This is a genomic window from Bacillus cereus group sp. BfR-BA-01310, assembly GCF_022664325.1.
Taxonomy (GTDB): domain Bacteria; phylum Bacillota; class Bacilli; order Bacillales; family Bacillaceae_G; genus Bacillus_A; species Bacillus_A paramycoides.
In genome coordinates this window covers 12229-27646 of record NZ_JAKUHD010000003.1, presented here as the reverse complement: position 1 = coordinate 27646, position 15418 = coordinate 12229, and the positions used below count along the sequence as shown (strand labels likewise).

Sequence of the window (15418 nt, the reverse complement as noted above, 5' to 3'; positions counted from 1 at the left end):
AAATGATTATTGAATTAACATAACTTGTTTATCTTGCTTTTTCATACTGCGCGTAAAAGCCGTTACACCTGTTCTTGCAATTTCTTTCAAACCGTATGGACGAAGTAATTCAATTAACGCTTCTACTTTCTCCTGAGTACCTGTTACTTGCACCACTATGGAATCCTTCCCAACATCTATTACAGTGGCTCGAAATGGTTCAATTAAACTATATAATTCTGCTCTTGCGACAGAAGTTGCTACTTTAATAAGTGCAAGTTCTCTAGCAATCATCGCTTCTTCTGTAATATCTGATACTTTCAGTACATCGATTTGTTTATGAAGTTGTTTAATTAACTGCTCAACTTGCTGTTCACTCTCAACGTGTACAACAATCGTCATTCTCGAAATATCCGATGATTCCGTATGGCCTACCGAAATACTTTCAATATTAAAATGTCTTCGTGTCATAACACCTGTAATTCGATTTAACACACCGCTTTGATTTCGAACTGTCGCTGTAACAATTCTCTTCACCTTTTTTCCACTCCCTCCATTTGATGAACGCCTTTTCCTGGGGCAACCATCGGCATTACCTTTTCGGATTGAAGTACGCGGCAATCAATTACAACTGGCTCTCTTAATTCAATCGCTTCCTCTAATTGTTGCTTTGCAAAAAGTGGGTCTTCAATACGAACACCTTTTATGCCATAAGCATTGGCAAGCGCAACGAAATCTGGTTGACACGAAAGTAAAGAGTGCGAATATCGCCCATTATAAAATTCATCTTGCCATTGTCTTACCATCCCTAAAGCTTCATTATTTAAAATAAAAACTTTAACTGGTAAAGAATGCTCTTTTAATACACTAAGTTCTTGTAGCGTCATTTGAAATCCAGCATCACCGACGATTGCAATAACTAATTCTTCAGGCTTTGCGATTTGTGCACCAATTGCTGCCGGAAACCCGAAGCCCATCGTTCCTAATCCTCCCGAGGTTACCCATTTATCTGGATCTTTCAGCGGATAATATTGGGCTGCCCACATTTGATGTTGCCCAACATCTGTTGTTACAATCGCTTTCCCTTCCGTAATTTCATATAGCATATCAATTGCATATTGAGGCTTAATACGTTCCGCATGTTCTTTGTAAGAAAAAGGATATTTTTCTTTTCTACTATTTAATAGCGTGAGCCAATCATTGTGGTTTACTTCCCCTTCCTTAAATTTAAGTAGAGCTTCTAATGCTTGCTTCGCACTCGCAACGATTGGAATTTCAGTCGGAACATTTTTCCCGATTTCCGCTGGATCAATATCTATATGCGCGACAATCGCTTCTTTAGCAAAATAAGTTAAATTCCCAGTAAGACGATCATCAAATCTTGCACCTATATTAATAAGTAAGTCACATTCATATAACGCCATGTTTGCGGTGTATGTACCGTGCATTCCTCCCATCCCTAGAAATAGTTCATCATCTGGTGGAAACCCACCAAGACCAAGTAATGTATGAACAACTGGAATATGATATTTACGGGCAAAATTTGTTAATTCTTTCGATGCTTTCGCATGCAATACACCTGCTCCAGCTAAAATTAACGGCCTTTTTGAAGTCTCAATCGCTTGTAATAATTTGTTTATTTGTAGTAGATTCGGTTCGTAATTAGGCTGGTATCCTGGTAAATCCATTTGTACGTCGCTACATCGCTCGCCTTGCTCTACTACCATATCTTTCGGAAGGTCAATTACGACTGGTCCCGGTCTTCCTGTTCTAGCGATGTGAAATGCTTCTTTAATAATTCGAGGTAAATCCGATGCTTTTCGCACTTGATAATTATGTTTTGTCACCGGCATCGTAAGCCCCATAATATCCGCTTCTTGGAAAGCATCACTTCCGATTAACGTTGTTGCTACTTGCCCTGTAAATACAACAAGTGGCAATGAATCAATCATCGCGTCAGCTAGACCCGTAATAACATTTGTAGCGCCCGGTCCACTTGTTGCAATTACAACTCCTGGATTTCCTGTAATTCTTGCATATCCTTCAGCAGCGTGAATCGCACCTTGTTCATGCCTCGTTAAAATATGCGGAATCTCACAATCATAAAGTGCATCATATAGAGGTAAAACAGCACCACCCGGATAACCGAAAATTACTTCTACTCCTTCCTTTTCTAGCGCTTCTAACAATAGCTGTGCACCAGTTACCAGTTTCTCTTCCGTTTTTGAAGACATTTTTCTTATAAGCCCCCTTTTTTAAAACATTTATAAAATAAAAAAATCCTACGCCCACACTCCAGCTATGTGCTGAAGGGACGAAAGATTTCGCGGTACCACCCTTCTTTGCAAGAATATACTCTTGCCTCAGTGACTCGGGATGAGTCTAGCTAATAACGGAGCTACCGTCTAAGCCTAAACAAACGCTTCAGCTTAGCACTCAAGGGTGATGTTCGTCGACGTGAACCATCGGTTTCCAGCAACCACCGACTCTCTGTGAGGCTTCACAGTCAACTACTCCTCCCTTTCAACGCTTTATCATGTCGTAAAGAGCTATTATCCAACTTTATTTTCTTCGTAAATTTTCTCTCCATCTTCTACAACTAATTTACGGAATTCTTCTAATAAACGATTCGTATGTGGCCCTGTTCTTCCTAAACCAATCGTTCTTCCATCTACTGTCGTAACAGCAATTACTTCAGCAGCTGTTCCTGTTAAAAATACTTCATCAGCTACATATACATCGTGCCTTGTAAATAATTCTTCTCTTACGTCATACCCAAGTTTTTCACCGATTTCTAAAATTGCGTTTCGCGTAATACCTTCTAACACTCCAGCAGAACTTGGTGGTGTAATTAATTTATTTCCTTTTACAATAAATACGTTATCGCCAGAGCCTTCAGCTACGTATCCTTGATCATTTAACATAAGTGCTTCTTGTACTCCAGCTAGTTTCGCTTCAATGCGAACTAAAATATTATTTAAGTAATTTAAAGATTTTACTTGAGGTGATAAAACATCTGGGCGATTGCGACGCGTTGCAACTGTTACAATCGGAATTCCCTTTTCATAATATTCTTGTGGGAATAAAGATAATTGTTCTGCAATTACTACTACATTTGGTTTCGTACAAGAATCAGGATCTAATCCAAGATTCCCTGGTCCTCTTGATACAACGAGTCGAATATATCCATTAGATAGTTTGTTTTGTTGAATCGTTTCAACAACGATCTTCGTCGCTTCTTCTAACGTATATGGAATTTCTAACATGATGGATTTCGCTGATTCATATAACCGGACAAGATGCTCTCTCAAACGGAAAACATTACCGCTATATACTCTAATTCCTTCGAACACCCCATCGCCATATAAATAGCCATGATCATATACTGAAACTTTTGCTTCGTCTTTTGGAACAAATTCTCCATTTAAGAAAATCCACTGCTCGTTCACTTGAAAGCGCCCCCTATGTTCTATGAATTTTTTATTGTTTCCTAGTTTACTCTCCTTTTCAAATAAATCAAGTGAATTTTTAGAAAATTTATAATTTTTAATCGTACATACATCTTTAATTATATTGATTTAACAACGTTGTTAACGTTTACAAAAAGTCAAAATATTTTTTTCGCTAATTTCCACTAAAAAAAATATTTGTTTAAGAGAAGGATTTTCGGTAAATGGTGCGAATCTATTGTATTCAATAAACGGACGTCCGATTTTATATATTCGGGAATAAACAACGACTTTTGGTGAAAAAGGGGGAAAATAACAAAAATAACGCTGTCTAAAAATAACATTCATATTTTTCATTTCGCAATCATAATCCTATTTTTAAAAAACAATTTGTCAAAATGAAGGAGGAAATAAAAATGGCGTGTGTACAAATTAAAGGAACAAGACAAGAGGTAGTAGAAATGCTGCAACTATTTGATCTAATGGATACGAAAGGGCTTTGTAAATTCAACAATTACGTAGAGGTAGAGCCTAGTAACAGAGAATATAATAACTTTACTGCTTCAATTGATATTCATTCTAATAACGCTTCAGCACAAGATACATTAAATGATCAATTCGTTAGTCAAATGCTTACTGGCGTATATAACGACTAAACACATATACTCTTCTACCATCTTTTTATAATATATGCTAAAAACTTGAGCATACTAGTAACTAGATGGTAGGAGGTGAGAATTATGGCTAGAATTGGCGTTGAAAACTCATTAACAGATGTTCAACAAGCTCTTCAGCAACATGGACATGAAGTCGTTACACTTAACTCAGAACATGATGCACAAGGGTGCGATTGTTGTGTTGTAACTGGGCAAGATTCTAATATGATGGGTATTGCAGATACATCAATAAAAGGATCAGTAATTACAGCTCATGGTTTAACAACAGATGAAATTTGTCAGCAGGTTGAAAGTCGCATTTAAATTTTTACAAATCACAATACACAAAAGAAAGAGGGCTCCTTTTCACAAGGAGCCCTCTTTTTTATATTCACCTAACGGGAAAGTAACATATACTGGATGAAAGCCCTACCTCTCTCTCATCATTACGGTTCCACTGACCGCTCCTTGATTCACTAGTATACATATAAAGCTTACAAATACAATTTATAGGGTTTGTTCACAAAAGTTGTTGATAAGATTACCCGATCTTTCGCAAACTTTTCATATTGTATTCATAAGAGATATTCACTTTACACTAGCTGTAACCGAGACACGAATTAAAATTCTAACACCAATAAGATAAACTGTCAACTATTTTCGCAAATAAAAAACAGACATCAACGGTTTGTCTGTTTTAAAATGGAGCTTTTTCTTTTATTACATATACAACAAATCCGCTTACTAGCATAAATAAGCCGACTACCAAATTTTTGATATTAATCATAAATTCCTCTCCCTTATTTCGCACATCATATATATTTACATTTCAATTATTTCCATCGTCCTTAAGCACACTTTTTCTAATATATCACAATTCCTAAAAAATGCAAGTTCACCTTTAGCGACCGTTCACAAATTTATCTACAGTACTTGGTACAACATTTAAAGCTTTTTCGATTAAATGCGTGCTACTATTTAAATGTAATACTTGCACCCCATTAGAACCTACAACTAAAAAAGCCACCGGACTAATGGAAACACCAGCACCACTTCCACCTCCAAAAGGATGCCCTTGTTTTATCTCTTTTTGTTGCCCATGTCCACCACTATTTTTCTCATGAGAAAAATCCCCCTTAAAATCACTTCCCCCAGCTCCAAACCCGAAAGCAACTTGGGATACTGTTAATACTACATTTCCATCGGCTGTTGAAACCGGACTTCCAACAATCGTATTTACATCTACCATCTCTTTTAAATTTGTCATTGCTGTTTTCATTAAATTTTCAATTGGATGTTCCATTATGTACAGCACCCTTTCCTCATTATTCTTTTTTATACTTTCCAAAATAGAGGAAGTCATACTAAGTTTTCCTATTTCGAAAAAACAATTTTCATCTTCTAATTGGATATCACTCCCTGTCCACACCCGGATAAAAACGGTAAAGAGATACATACTATTATCGAACCTTGTTATGAAAGGAGTCATTACTTTGACTGAGAAATTTGATGAGTATAAAAAAAGAGATCGAATAGATAGTGATTATAGTGACTATAAAGAAGAATACGCAGCTGAAGTTGCACCACAGCGCATTGATTATGATAAAGACGATAAAGATGATGTAAGATCGTCCGCCGCTGGATCAACTGCTGGCTTTATCGCTCTTGCCTTATCTATATTATCACTCTTCACCTTCCCAACACTATTTGGTCTTGTTTCTGTACTACTAGGCATTTACGCTTATAATCGTGGAGCTACAGTAACTGGTGGTACCGCAGCGATTATTGGTGGTATCGCTGCACTCATTGCAATTTTATTCCGAGCGGCGATTATTGGCTTATTGTTCTCTCTTTTTTAAAATGAAAAAGGTATCTCGCATTATGCGAGATACCTTATCCTGTAAATACATCTTCTGATGGATATTTAATTTTTTGTTTCGCTGGTCGTGCCAAAGAGAACACAAGTGTTAACGGGCCAATTAATCCACAAAACATAACAAACATAATAATACATTTTCCAACTGCCGTTAGCTTTGCAGTAATCCCCATTGTTAATCCAACTGTTCCAAACGCTGAAATCGTCTCAAATAACAATTGAATAAAACTGAAATTTTCTGTAAGCATTAACAAAAATACTGCTGTAAAAATAAGGATTTGACTAGCAACGACAATTGCTAACGCTCTTGTTACTGTCGACATTTTGACAGTACGCTGAAATAATACAAAATCCTCCTTCTTTTTAAAGAAGGAAATGACTGATGTAATTAAAATAACGAATGTCGTTAACTTAATTCCACCACCTGTCGATACACTTCCTGCACCAATAAACATTAATACCATCGTAAATAATATCGATGACTCTTCCATACCGCCATAATCAATCGTGTTAAAGCCAGCTGTACGAGGTGTAATTCCTTGGAAGAAAGAAGCCCATAACTTTTCATTTAAAGGTAAGTTCCCTAATGTTTTCACATTATTATATTCCAATACAAAAATCACAATCATCGCAATAATGTTAAGGGCTATCGTTCCAACAATCATGATTTTTGAGTGAAGCGATAGTTTTCGGAAACTACGGCTATACCATATATCGATTAATACGGTAAACCCTAATCCTCCTATTACAATTAACGAGCAAATCCCAATATTAATAATAGGATCTCCTACATATCTTGTTAAATTATCTGACCAAAGAGCAAAGCCAGCATTATTATATGACGCAACAACGTGAAAAATACTATAGTACAAACCTTTTCCAAATCCAAACTCTGGAATAAATCGAATCGATAAAAAGATGACTCCAATCAGCTCAATACAAATAGAAAAAATAAAAACTCGTTTCACTAATTTCACAAGACCACCAATACTTGTTTGATTAAATGCTTCTCCAATTAATAATCGATGGCGCAAACCAATTTTTTTACCTAGTACCCAAACAATTAAAATGGCTATCGTCATAAGACCGAGACCACCTGTTTGAATTAAAAACATAATAACAATTTGACCAAACATCGTAAACGTACTTGCAGTATCTACAACACCTAATCCTGTTACAGTCGCTGCTGACGTTGCCGTAAAGAAAGCGTCTACCCAACTAATATGTACTTTCGTTGCAAACGGTAACTTTAATAACAAACCCCCGACCACAATTAAACAAAAAAAGCCTAATGCTAAAATTTGCGGTGGATTTAATCGTATAAAACGATTATACAACCCTTGTTTTTTTGCTACTTCCATGTCATTAACTCCCTTAATTTAAGTGAAGCTTTTATCCGACTAACTTAGAAAGAAACTATGAATAGCAGGATAAATCCCTATACTCTCATAATATAGTTGAGCATAATCCTTTTTTTCATAGATTTCAACTTTTATTTATATTCTAACTTCATAGCATTCATAACTCGATAACTAATATAGTAACAACTAATTCATTTATATTTTCTTTTAAATTCCTTTCCCTTTCACGCTATGTTCACATCAAAGTCACATCCGTCTTTTATAGTATACGTATCGGAGCTGTTCCTCCCTAATTTATAAGACATTCCCCAGTGTCTTGAACAGCTTTCCATCCCTAATTAAATTGACATAAATTGTCCCCTTCCTTTGACCATCCGATATGTGATGGTCTTATTTTTTGTTCTCCCTTTCTTCTCACTAAAAAAATCCCTTTCTCTTTCACTCTATGTTCACATTCAGGTCACATCTATCTTTTATAGTATAGGTATCGAAGCTGTTCCTCCCTAATTTATAAGACATTCCCCAGTGTCTTGAATAGCTTCCATCCCTAATTAAATTGACATAAATTGTCCCCTTCCTTTGACCATCCGATATGTGATGGTCTTATTTTTTTGTCCAAATACAAAATACTATTCACACCGCTTTATCAAACATTTTGAGCCAGTCATAACCATTTGGTTCAGTACTTCTAGCTCTATAGCCTCCTAAATCAAAAAAGGAGTGACTAATGTCACTCCTTTTTTGATTTACTTCCTTTTTTAGAACGATATTCTTTTCCTTTGTTATCATTACCAGTTTCAAATTCAGTACTAAACTCCTGTTGAAATTGCCCTGATTTCGGTGAACCTTGATTACCGCTTCCTTTACTACCATTACGATTCGTCATATTTTCCCCTCCTTCCTTTATTAGTAGTATGGCGCTCTATCTTTTTTCATACACATTTTATTTTGTATCCCGATTGGTGTGGCTAATAATCAGCAAGGATGGCCACTACTAACTAAAGTTTCATTTTATAATCTATTATGAAAAAGAGGACCTTCCACATTTAAGGAAGGTCCTCTTTTTCATAGGTAAGCGTTTTCTCATTTGTAATTACTTAAATAAGTTTTTTGGAAATAGAAATCATTACATTCATTTCTTCTTCTGAAAGTGCGGAAAATCTTTCCTGTAAATATTTCTTTTTCTCACTTTCCATTTTTGAAACTAAATCTTTTCCTTGTTCTGTAATCTCTAAATATACAACACGGCGATCTGATGTAGAACGTGAACGGGTTACAAAGCCTTTATTAATTAGTTTTTCTGTGACAGCTGTAATATGGCTATTCGATACATTTAACTCATTAGCTACACGTGATACCATTTCTTTATTCGTGCGGTTCAATATTCTAAGGACAATGAACTCATTCCACGGTATGTAACCACCAAATATTCTTCCAATATCATTACGCAACGTGCGGAACATAGAAAAAACATTTGTCGATAGTTCTTCCATTAATTGCTCTCGATTTTGAGACAATTTTGACAGCCCCTTTTATTTAATTTAGTTAAATAAAAACCTTATTAATAATTCTACATGAAATCTTACTTTTTGTCATCTTATTTTCCCATAATTCGCAGTTTTTTAGAATATATTTCATGATACAATGAAATTGATTTTCCAGAAAAAGGAGTGATTTTAATGGAGGAGGAGGAAAAGTTCTCTAATTTCAGCCTAAAAGATAAAACAATTATCATTAGTATTATTGCTCTTTTTCTCATTATATTTTTTGCATTTATATTTTTTGTATATGTAGGAATCTTTCAAATTACAGGTATAGAATACTCATCACGAACTGCTTTACTACTCTTTTTTTTATTTATCCTTCTCTTAGATGGCATTACATACTTTATCTTAATCTTCTTTAAAGTACTGTTATATCCAATGACGACAAATATGCCAAATTGGCTCTCACTTTCTCTTTTCTCAATCATCGAAATTACGCTAGATTGGTTCGTCATTCATACTGCCGATGATTGGATAGAAAGCGTACAAATGTCCAACATAGCTGAATTATGTGTCGTACTATTCTTGTTCATCTTAAATAAATTATTAAGCGATAAGACAGAGTAAGAATACAAGCTTTTCTATATAAAAATTGGTACAATGAAAGCAAATCATACTAAAGAGGTGTTAATTATGAATTTACAACAATGGGCTGATAAAGGCATGTCCTTTGATACATATGTAAATGAAATGAAAGTAAACCAATATGAACTATTACACATCTACAATAACTTTTTAATTCCAAATGAATTACTTCCCGTTCTAGAAGAACGTCAAAATGATGACTGGCGTGTTATCGTATTAACAGCTGACTGGTGTGGCGATGCTCTTTTATGTGTACCCGTTATGAAACGAATTTCTGAGGTTGCAAATATTGATATGAGACTATTAATTCGCGATGAAAATTTAGAATTAATGGATCAATACTTAACAAACGGGACTGCACGTGCAATTCCAATCTTTATTTTCATTGATAAAGACGGAAATGAACAAGCTGTTTGGGGACCACGCGCTCCAAAAGTACAAGAATTAGTAACTTCTATGCGTGCTACATTGCCAGAAAAAGAAGATCCAACATTCGAGGAAAAACAAAAAGAAATGTATACTAATTTCCGCGCTACATTAGCTGATGATACTTCGCTTTGGGAGCACGTAATGGAAAGCATGATTGAAAAAGTAGTAAAATAAAAAACCTGCCGAGTCCGGCAGGTTTTTTATTACATAAGGAAGAAATAGAATACCGCTGCTAAAATGAAACGATAATAAGCAAACGGTGTTAGTTTTACACGAGCTAATAATTTTAAGAATGAAACAATTGCAAGCATCGCAACAACGAATGCTGTAATAAATCCAGTTGCAAATAACGGTATATCTGCTGCACTTAATACATCCCAGCTTTTAAATAAATCTAAAGCACTTGCAGCTACCATCATCGGCACGGCTAAAATAAATGTATATTCCGCTGCCGCTGTATGCGAAACGCGAGCTAATAAACCACCACTTATTGTCGATCCAGAACGAGAAAATCCTGGCCAAAGTGCTAAACATTGGAACATCCCGATTGTAAATGCTTGCTTATATGTGATTTCATCTAACGTTCTTGCTGTACTTGGTTTTGAAAACTTCTCAGCAACAATCATTAAAATACCACCAGCTACTAAGCTAATAACAACCGGCCCTGGACCGAATAGAACTTTTTTAATTGCACTATGGAATAATACACCAAGAATTCCGGCAGGAATCATCCCGATAATAATATGTAATAAATTTAACGATGGCCCATCTGTTACTTTCCCTATTCCAACTAATGACCATAAACGTTTCCAAAATATAACAACAACTGCTAAAATCGATCCCAACTGGATAACAACTTCGAAAACTTTCGCTCTCTCATCTTCAAATCCAAGTAAATGACCTGTTAAAATCATATGTCCTGTTGATGAAACTGGTAAAAACTCTGTTAAACCTTCAACAGCACCCATGATTAATCCAATTAACCAATCAGCCACGAGTAGTGCCTCCTTAATAACGAATATGTAATTTTTTCACACCTTATCATAATACCTTATCCCTTTTCAAAGTGCATCCTTTTTTTATCGATTGCATATGTTGCATGCGCGTATTTCTTTTCTATTTTTTGATTAAATTGTATGATAGTAAGAGTTTGTTTTTTATGCTGAAAGGGGATTTTATGAAAGAAACTACTTCATTCTCACAAAAGTTAAAGCAATTTGTACTACTATTTTTCCCGATTTTCGTAACGCAAATGTCATTATTTGCGATGAGCTTTTTTGATACGACAATGTCAGGACATGCAAGTCCTATTGATTTAGCGGGTGTTGCTATCGGAACGAGTATATGGATTCCAGTTAGTACGGGATTAACAGGAATTTTAATGGCTACTACTCCTATTGTTGCACAGCTCGTTGGATCAAAGAAAAAAGAGGACGTTCCCCACGTTGTCATACAAGCAGTATATTTAGCAATTTGTGCTAGTTTCGTTGTCATCCTTATCGGTTTCTTCGCTGTTTCACCTATTTTAAACGGCATGCGTTTAGAAGAACCTGTAGAACGTATTGCAGCACAATTTTTAAGTATTATCGCAATTGGAATTATCCCTTTATTTACTTACACAGTCTTACGTGGATTTATTGATGCGTTAGGGAAAACTCGAACAACGATGATTATTACATTACTATCATTACCAATTAACGTAGTATTAAATTATTTATTAATTTTTGGCCACTTTGGCTTTCCAAAACTCGGTGGTGTTGGTGCGGCAATCGCTTCTGCAGCAACATATTGGTGTATTTTAATTATTACCGTCATTATCATTCGTACGAAAGAGCCTTTCGCATCTTTCAATATTTTTAAGCAGTTATATCGCCCTTCTCTTTCGAGTTGGAAAGAATTTTTAAAACTCGGCGTCCCTATCGGATTTGCTATCTTTTTTGAAACGAGTATTTTTGCTGCTGTAACACTTATGATGAGTAATTTTAGTACGACAACAATAGCAGCACATCAAGCAGCTATGAACTTTGCTTCCTTGTTATATATGACCCCTTTAAGTTTAGCAATGGCAATGACGATAGCCGTTGGATTTGAAGTTGGAGCAAAACGATACAATAATGCGAAACAATATGGATTTATCGGCATTGGGTTAGCCCTTGCTTTCGCTCTTTTATATTCAATTCTCCTCTATTTCTTTGATGATGAAATTGCTTCTATTTATACGACAGATGCAAATGTTCACCATTTAGCAAAAGAATTTCTTATATTCGCGATTTTATTTCAAATTTCAGATGCAATTGCAACTCCAGTACAAGGAGCGTTGCGTGGTTATAAAGACGTAAATGTTACCTTAATTATGACATTGATCGCTTATTGGGTAATAGGCCTACCTCTTGGCTACCTATTAGCAACTTATACTGACTGGGCCGCAAAAGGTTATTGGATCGGTCTTATTATCGGTCTAGCATTTGGCGCAAGTTTCCTTCTTATCCGTCTCTTTCAAGTACAAAGAAAATATACAACGCAAAACAGCTGCTAATGTTATAGCGGCTGTTTTCCTCATGCATATTTTTTCTTGTAACGTGTAACATAATGAAAAAGAAAGGTGGATACATATGGACGAAAAACAAAAGAAACAAGCATTCGATGAAGAATTCGCCCCTGAAATTTCACCTGGATACAGGCAAGATGTACATAAGCCACCTAAATATAAAAACACCTCTTTTTTAATGGGCATTACAATTTTCGCAGCCGTATTACTCGTACTCATCATTTTCGTTTATTTTTAATGGAAGGTGGTCTATTATATGAAGAAACAAGAGTCCAATCGTTCAAAAAGAACTGTTAAAACACAAAAAGGATATGCAGGAGATTCTGTTAATACCCTTAAACAAGTCGAACAAGGAAACTTATACATTGCTCAAAAAGAAATTGGTCAACAAAATGAAAATCTTTAAAATCCCTCTTCTTCTTGAGGGATTATTTATTGTACATACTGTTTTTGTTCTAACACCCTGAATAAATTATTAACCTTTACAATTTTCATGTCATAATGTAATTTCATTTCGTTTCTTTTACCATTTTCAGTACCAGCAACATATGCCTCAGCATGATAGCAAAAACTTTCATCCGTCACTTCATGTATCTCCTCGTTTGTAAATTTATACTCTAAATCCCGAAAACGATTTGGATAATAATTTCTCATTAATTGTTCATACCCTTTATTTACAAATAGTTCTTCGCTTTTTGTCTTCACATCTTCTTTATTATCAAACTCAAACACTGATAGTTGTGCTGTGACAAAGTGTTCTCCTACCTTTTTCATTTCTTTATGCGTTAAAGTTTCTATACTCTTGTTCTTTATTGCCTGATTTAACTCGTACTGATCTATCGATTTAAAGGCAGCAAAAACTGTCTCTTTATATGACCAAAACAAACCAAAAGCGATACATATAGAAATGATTAATATTCTTTTCTTCGTAATACACCCCACCCTCCTTCATAATGATAGTTACATTTTAACATATAGAAAGAAAATTCTGATATTATAAATTGGAATACTTTAACTTAGAAACGAGGAACGACTATGGACTCTTACAAACAATATATAAAAGAAGCTCTGCCCGATCTTTCTATACATTCATATACGCAAAATGAAGAAGGTTGGGATAATATAGCGGTTATTATAAATGACGAGCTACTATTTCGTTTCCCGCGAAAACTTGAATATGCAAAGCGAATTCCGTTAGAAAAAGAACTGTGCACAATTCTTACTCATTTATTACAAGAAATCGAAGTCCCTAATTATCACCTATTGTATAAGAATAATTGTGATACTGTTCCATTTTGTAGCTATTACCCTCTCATTCATGGTAAGCCGTTAACAGCTGAAATAGTTGCAAAACTAGAGAAAAAAGAACTTGAAGCAATTATTACACAACTCGCTACTTTCCTTGCGGCTTTACATAACATTCCTTTAAAACGTATTGAGACGTTAGGATTCCATACTGAAAAAACTATTACCTACTGGAAAAACCTACAAACGAAATTAAATCAACATCTTACTAATAGCCTTACATCTTTACAGAAAATGGCCTTAAATAGTTTATTTGAAAAATTTTTTGAATGTATAACTAAATCAACTTTTCAAAATACAATCATTCATGCTGACTTTACACATCACCACATTTTATTTAATACACAGAACAAAACAATTTCAGGGGTTATTGATTTTGGTGATGCTCAAATTGGCGATCCTGCTTTTGATTTTGCTGGACTATATTATGATTTCGGTCATGAGTTTACTATATCTGTATATGAACAATACAGTGCACTTGTTTCTCACCACGATCCATTACTCATTCACCGCATCACTACCTTTTATCAATACAGCCCTTTACTGCATAATCTTGTTTATAACATTGAGACAAATAACGAAATAGAATTTAACAAGAGTAAAGAACAATTGAAAGCGATATTACAGGGACAAGATTAAATTCTCTCCCTATATTCTCTCTCCTCATACATCATTAACTTTTTATCCATTTCAACAATAACTTCGTACAATTGAAACGCCTGTAAAATTTGCAGTTGAATTCCAAAAGGAGCATTTTGTTCTTTTAACCATTGAAATACCGTCGCTTCATCTTTCATTGCTTATTCCTCCTCTTATAAAATCTGCTACAAATTTACCGTAAATGATGAAAAGCTTTTCATGTCAATAACAAAAAAAGATGCAAAATTGCATCCTTTAATGTACAATATTTTTCTTCTGCGCTGCTTCCTCTTTTACCGCTTCCACTTGACATTCACTACGAAAAGCACAACTCATGCACTCAGAACGAAAATGACGCTCTGTGTAGTGCTCAGGTTGTTGCAACATTTCTTTCATTCTAGATAAATCATCCATTCCAGTTATAATATCTTCCTGTTTCGGAATGTACTCATACTTATTACCTTCTATTAAATTGATAACTTCAATTTTCCCAGGAATAACACCAAAGGCTTTATAACTGAAAACAGTCATTAGCTTCTGACAAAGAGCTAGCATTTCCTCATTTGCATCAACAACATACTTTTTAATTACAAATGATTCTGTACTCCACTCACCAACTTCAAACGTCAACGAAATATGAACACCTAACTCTTCCATATATGTTTGAAACTTCTCATATAAAAATAACGGTGGTACCTGACTCTCATCTCTTTCAACAAACTGTAATAAGTGATCCGTTAGCTTCGCTAAGACAATATAGTACTCCGCCTTAGAAGCAAACATATTAACCCTTACTTTTTTCCAATACTTTTCTAATAGTATTAAAAGAAAAATTTTCGTTTGTTGACCCGCAGGTACTGTGTAATATTCATTAATAATTTGATTCACAATCATTTGTGCTATTTGTTGCCATTCAAATGAAGATGGTTCTCTTCTTTTTATATGACGGAAATAAAATTTATGTGGACAACACATAAAATCGTATAAATGATAATCTGTCATCGTTTTGATTGAGATTTTCTCATGCAATTGCTCTACATCTCCCTT

Annotated in this window: 22 protein-coding genes and 1 other annotated feature; of the genes, 9 read left to right on the top strand and 13 right to left on the bottom strand. The window is 34.9% G+C overall.

Translation table 11 applies throughout. The annotated features are described in order from the left end of the window. Window positions 1–6: 6 nt before the first annotated feature. The 4 genes from ilvN to MR109_RS30190 form a co-directional block, all read right to left on the bottom strand. Window positions 7–516 carry an acetolactate synthase small subunit gene (ilvN, locus tag MR109_RS08155; protein WP_048370559.1) on the bottom strand — a complete coding sequence of 170 codons (510 nt, stop codon included), beginning with the start codon at window positions 514–516 and terminating at the stop codon, window positions 7–9. After that, window positions 513–2213: an acetolactate synthase large subunit gene (ilvB, locus tag MR109_RS08150; RefSeq protein ID WP_242271712.1), complete on the bottom strand. Its 1701-nt coding sequence runs from the start codon at window positions 2211–2213 to the stop codon at window positions 513–515. The genes ilvN and ilvB overlap by 4 nt, the downstream gene beginning before the upstream one ends. Window positions 2214–2286: 73 nt before the next feature. Next, window positions 2287–2515, bottom strand: a binding site (T-box leader). Window positions 2516–2531: 16 nt separating this feature from the next. Then, window positions 2532–3428, bottom strand: a complete 897-nt coding sequence (gene ilvE / locus MR109_RS08145) for a branched-chain-amino-acid transaminase (protein WP_242271710.1) — start codon at window positions 3426–3428, stop codon at window positions 2532–2534. A gap of 141 nt (window positions 3429–3569) precedes the next feature. Then, on the bottom strand, window positions 3570–3785 hold the full coding sequence (locus MR109_RS30190) for a hypothetical protein (protein WP_082147767.1): 216 nt from the start codon (window positions 3783–3785) through the stop codon (window positions 3570–3572). 59 nt (window positions 3786–3844) lie between these two features. On the opposite strand from MR109_RS30190, the gene MR109_RS08140 reads away from it, so the two are divergent. Then, on the top strand, window positions 3845–4084 hold the full coding sequence (locus tag MR109_RS08140) for a DUF3911 family protein (RefSeq protein ID WP_025147315.1): 240 nt from the start codon (window positions 3845–3847) through the stop codon (window positions 4082–4084). An 84-nt stretch (window positions 4085–4168) separates the two neighbouring features. Then, entirely contained in the window at window positions 4169–4408 is a 240-nt protein-coding gene (locus MR109_RS08135) for a YkuS family protein (RefSeq protein WP_002149532.1), read from the top strand. 373 nt (window positions 4409–4781) lie between these two features. Here the strand turns inward: MR109_RS08135 and MR109_RS08130 are convergent, their stop codons facing one another. Both MR109_RS08130 and ytfJ read right to left on the bottom strand, forming a co-directional pair. Beyond that, window positions 4782–4871: a hypothetical protein gene (locus MR109_RS08130; protein WP_000608227.1), complete on the bottom strand. Its 90-nt coding sequence runs from the start codon at window positions 4869–4871 to the stop codon at window positions 4782–4784. A 114-nt stretch (window positions 4872–4985) separates the two neighbouring features. Then, a complete protein-coding gene (ytfJ, locus tag MR109_RS08125; RefSeq protein WP_048370566.1) occupies window positions 4986–5447 on the bottom strand; it encodes a GerW family sporulation protein in 462 nt (153 codons plus the stop codon). A gap of 130 nt (window positions 5448–5577) precedes the next feature. Between ytfJ and MR109_RS08120 the strand changes: the two genes are divergently transcribed. Then, window positions 5578–5943: an imidazole glycerol phosphate synthase gene (locus tag MR109_RS08120; protein ID WP_142322750.1), complete on the top strand. Its 366-nt coding sequence runs from the start codon at window positions 5578–5580 to the stop codon at window positions 5941–5943. Window positions 5944–5977: 34 nt separating this feature from the next. On the opposite strand, the gene MR109_RS08115 is transcribed toward MR109_RS08120, so the two are convergent. The 3 genes from MR109_RS08115 to MR109_RS08105 all read right to left on the bottom strand — a co-directional run bounded on the left by MR109_RS08115 (window position 5978) and on the right by MR109_RS08105 (window position 8838). Then, window positions 5978–7321 (bottom strand): TrkH family potassium uptake protein, encoded by a 1344-nt coding sequence (locus tag MR109_RS08115; RefSeq protein WP_178940457.1) that lies wholly within the window; start codon window positions 7319–7321, stop codon window positions 5978–5980. 730 nt (window positions 7322–8051) lie between these two features. Then, a complete protein-coding gene (locus tag MR109_RS08110; RefSeq protein WP_000184933.1) occupies window positions 8052–8207 on the bottom strand; it encodes a hypothetical protein in 156 nt (51 codons plus the stop codon). Window positions 8208–8418: 211 nt separating this feature from the next. Further along, window positions 8419–8838: a MarR family winged helix-turn-helix transcriptional regulator gene (locus MR109_RS08105; protein ID WP_071717490.1), complete on the bottom strand. Its 420-nt coding sequence runs from the start codon at window positions 8836–8838 to the stop codon at window positions 8419–8421. A 162-nt stretch (window positions 8839–9000) separates the two neighbouring features. On the opposite strand from MR109_RS08105, the gene MR109_RS08100 reads away from it, so the two are divergent. Next, on the top strand, window positions 9001–9432 hold the full coding sequence (locus MR109_RS08100; protein ID WP_071717491.1) for a regulatory YrvL family protein: 432 nt from the start codon (window positions 9001–9003) through the stop codon (window positions 9430–9432). Window positions 9433–9465: 33 nt separating this feature from the next. Beyond that, a complete protein-coding gene (locus MR109_RS08095) occupies window positions 9466–10053 on the top strand; it encodes a thioredoxin family protein (protein WP_116500262.1) in 588 nt (195 codons plus the stop codon). Window positions 10054–10082: 29 nt separating this feature from the next. On the opposite strand, the gene uppP is transcribed toward MR109_RS08095, so the two are convergent. Beyond that, entirely contained in the window at window positions 10083–10874 is a 792-nt protein-coding gene (gene uppP, locus MR109_RS08090; protein ID WP_048370575.1) for a bacitracin resistance undecaprenyl-diphosphatase, read from the bottom strand. A gap of 182 nt (window positions 10875–11056) precedes the next feature. Between uppP and MR109_RS08085 the strand changes: the two genes are divergently transcribed. The 3 genes from MR109_RS08085 (at window position 11057) to MR109_RS08075 (ending at window position 12833) form a co-directional block, all read left to right on the top strand. Continuing rightward, window positions 11057–12415 (top strand): MATE family efflux transporter, encoded by a 1359-nt coding sequence (locus MR109_RS08085; protein ID WP_242271709.1) that lies wholly within the window; start codon window positions 11057–11059, stop codon window positions 12413–12415. A 76-nt stretch (window positions 12416–12491) separates the two neighbouring features. Further along, window positions 12492–12665 carry a 2-isopropylmalate synthase gene (locus MR109_RS08080; RefSeq protein ID WP_242271708.1) on the top strand — a complete coding sequence of 58 codons (174 nt, stop codon included), beginning with the start codon at window positions 12492–12494 and terminating at the stop codon, window positions 12663–12665. An 18-nt stretch (window positions 12666–12683) separates the two neighbouring features. Continuing rightward, window positions 12684–12833, top strand: a complete 150-nt coding sequence (locus MR109_RS08075) for a hypothetical protein (protein WP_002171039.1) — start codon at window positions 12684–12686, stop codon at window positions 12831–12833. A 26-nt stretch (window positions 12834–12859) separates the two neighbouring features. Here MR109_RS08075 and MR109_RS08070 read toward each other — a convergent pair whose 3' ends face one another. After that, a complete protein-coding gene (locus MR109_RS08070; protein ID WP_048370578.1) occupies window positions 12860–13369 on the bottom strand; it encodes a hypothetical protein in 510 nt (169 codons plus the stop codon). A gap of 93 nt (window positions 13370–13462) precedes the next feature. Between MR109_RS08070 and MR109_RS08065 the strand changes: the two genes are divergently transcribed. Continuing rightward, on the top strand, window positions 13463–14371 hold the full coding sequence (locus tag MR109_RS08065) for an aminoglycoside phosphotransferase family protein (RefSeq protein WP_242271706.1): 909 nt from the start codon (window positions 13463–13465) through the stop codon (window positions 14369–14371). On the opposite strand, the gene MR109_RS08060 is transcribed toward MR109_RS08065, so the two are convergent. Both MR109_RS08060 and MR109_RS08055 read right to left on the bottom strand, forming a co-directional pair. Next, entirely contained in the window at window positions 14368–14529 is a 162-nt protein-coding gene (locus MR109_RS08060; RefSeq protein ID WP_002171036.1) for a hypothetical protein, read from the bottom strand. The two genes, MR109_RS08065 and MR109_RS08060, sit on opposite strands and share 4 nt — an antisense overlap. Window positions 14530–14626: 97 nt before the next feature. Continuing rightward, a complete protein-coding gene (locus MR109_RS08055; RefSeq protein ID WP_242271704.1) occupies window positions 14627–15400 on the bottom strand; it encodes a hypothetical protein in 774 nt (257 codons plus the stop codon). Window positions 15401–15418 lie beyond the last annotated feature (18 nt).

Coding starts and splice junctions, on each gene's coding strand:
- MR109_RS08100 (WP_071717491.1), top strand. CDS start 9,001: ATGGAGGAGGAGGAAAAGTTCTCTAATTTCAGCCTAAAAGATAAAACA.
- MR109_RS08060 (WP_002171036.1), bottom strand. CDS start 14,529: ATGAAAGATGAAGCGACGGTATTTCAATGGTTAAAAGAACAAAATGCT.
- MR109_RS08075 (WP_002171039.1), top strand. CDS start 12,684: ATGAAGAAACAAGAGTCCAATCGTTCAAAAAGAACTGTTAAAACACAA.
- ilvB (WP_242271712.1), bottom strand. CDS start 2,213: ATGTCTTCAAAAACGGAAGAGAAACTGGTAACTGGTGCACAGCTATTG.
- MR109_RS08085 (WP_242271709.1), top strand. CDS start 11,057: ATGAAAGAAACTACTTCATTCTCACAAAAGTTAAAGCAATTTGTACTA.
- MR109_RS08095 (WP_116500262.1), top strand. CDS start 9,466: ATGAAAGCAAATCATACTAAAGAGGTGTTAATTATGAATTTACAACAA.
- ytfJ (WP_048370566.1), bottom strand. CDS start 5,447: ATGACTTCCTCTATTTTGGAAAGTATAAAAAAGAATAATGAGGAAAGG.
- MR109_RS08130 (WP_000608227.1), bottom strand. CDS start 4,871: ATGATTAATATCAAAAATTTGGTAGTCGGCTTATTTATGCTAGTAAGC.
- MR109_RS08135 (WP_002149532.1), top strand. CDS start 4,169: ATGGCTAGAATTGGCGTTGAAAACTCATTAACAGATGTTCAACAAGCT.
- MR109_RS08115 (WP_178940457.1), bottom strand. CDS start 7,321: ATGGAAGTAGCAAAAAAACAAGGGTTGTATAATCGTTTTATACGATTA.
- MR109_RS08065 (WP_242271706.1), top strand. CDS start 13,463: ATGGACTCTTACAAACAATATATAAAAGAAGCTCTGCCCGATCTTTCT.
- MR109_RS08110 (WP_000184933.1), bottom strand. CDS start 8,207: ATGACGAATCGTAATGGTAGTAAAGGAAGCGGTAATCAAGGTTCACCG.
- MR109_RS30190 (WP_082147767.1), bottom strand. CDS start 3,785: ATGAAAAATATGAATGTTATTTTTAGACAGCGTTATTTTTGTTATTTT.
- MR109_RS08140 (WP_025147315.1), top strand. CDS start 3,845: ATGGCGTGTGTACAAATTAAAGGAACAAGACAAGAGGTAGTAGAAATG.
- MR109_RS08080 (WP_242271708.1), top strand. CDS start 12,492: ATGGACGAAAAACAAAAGAAACAAGCATTCGATGAAGAATTCGCCCCT.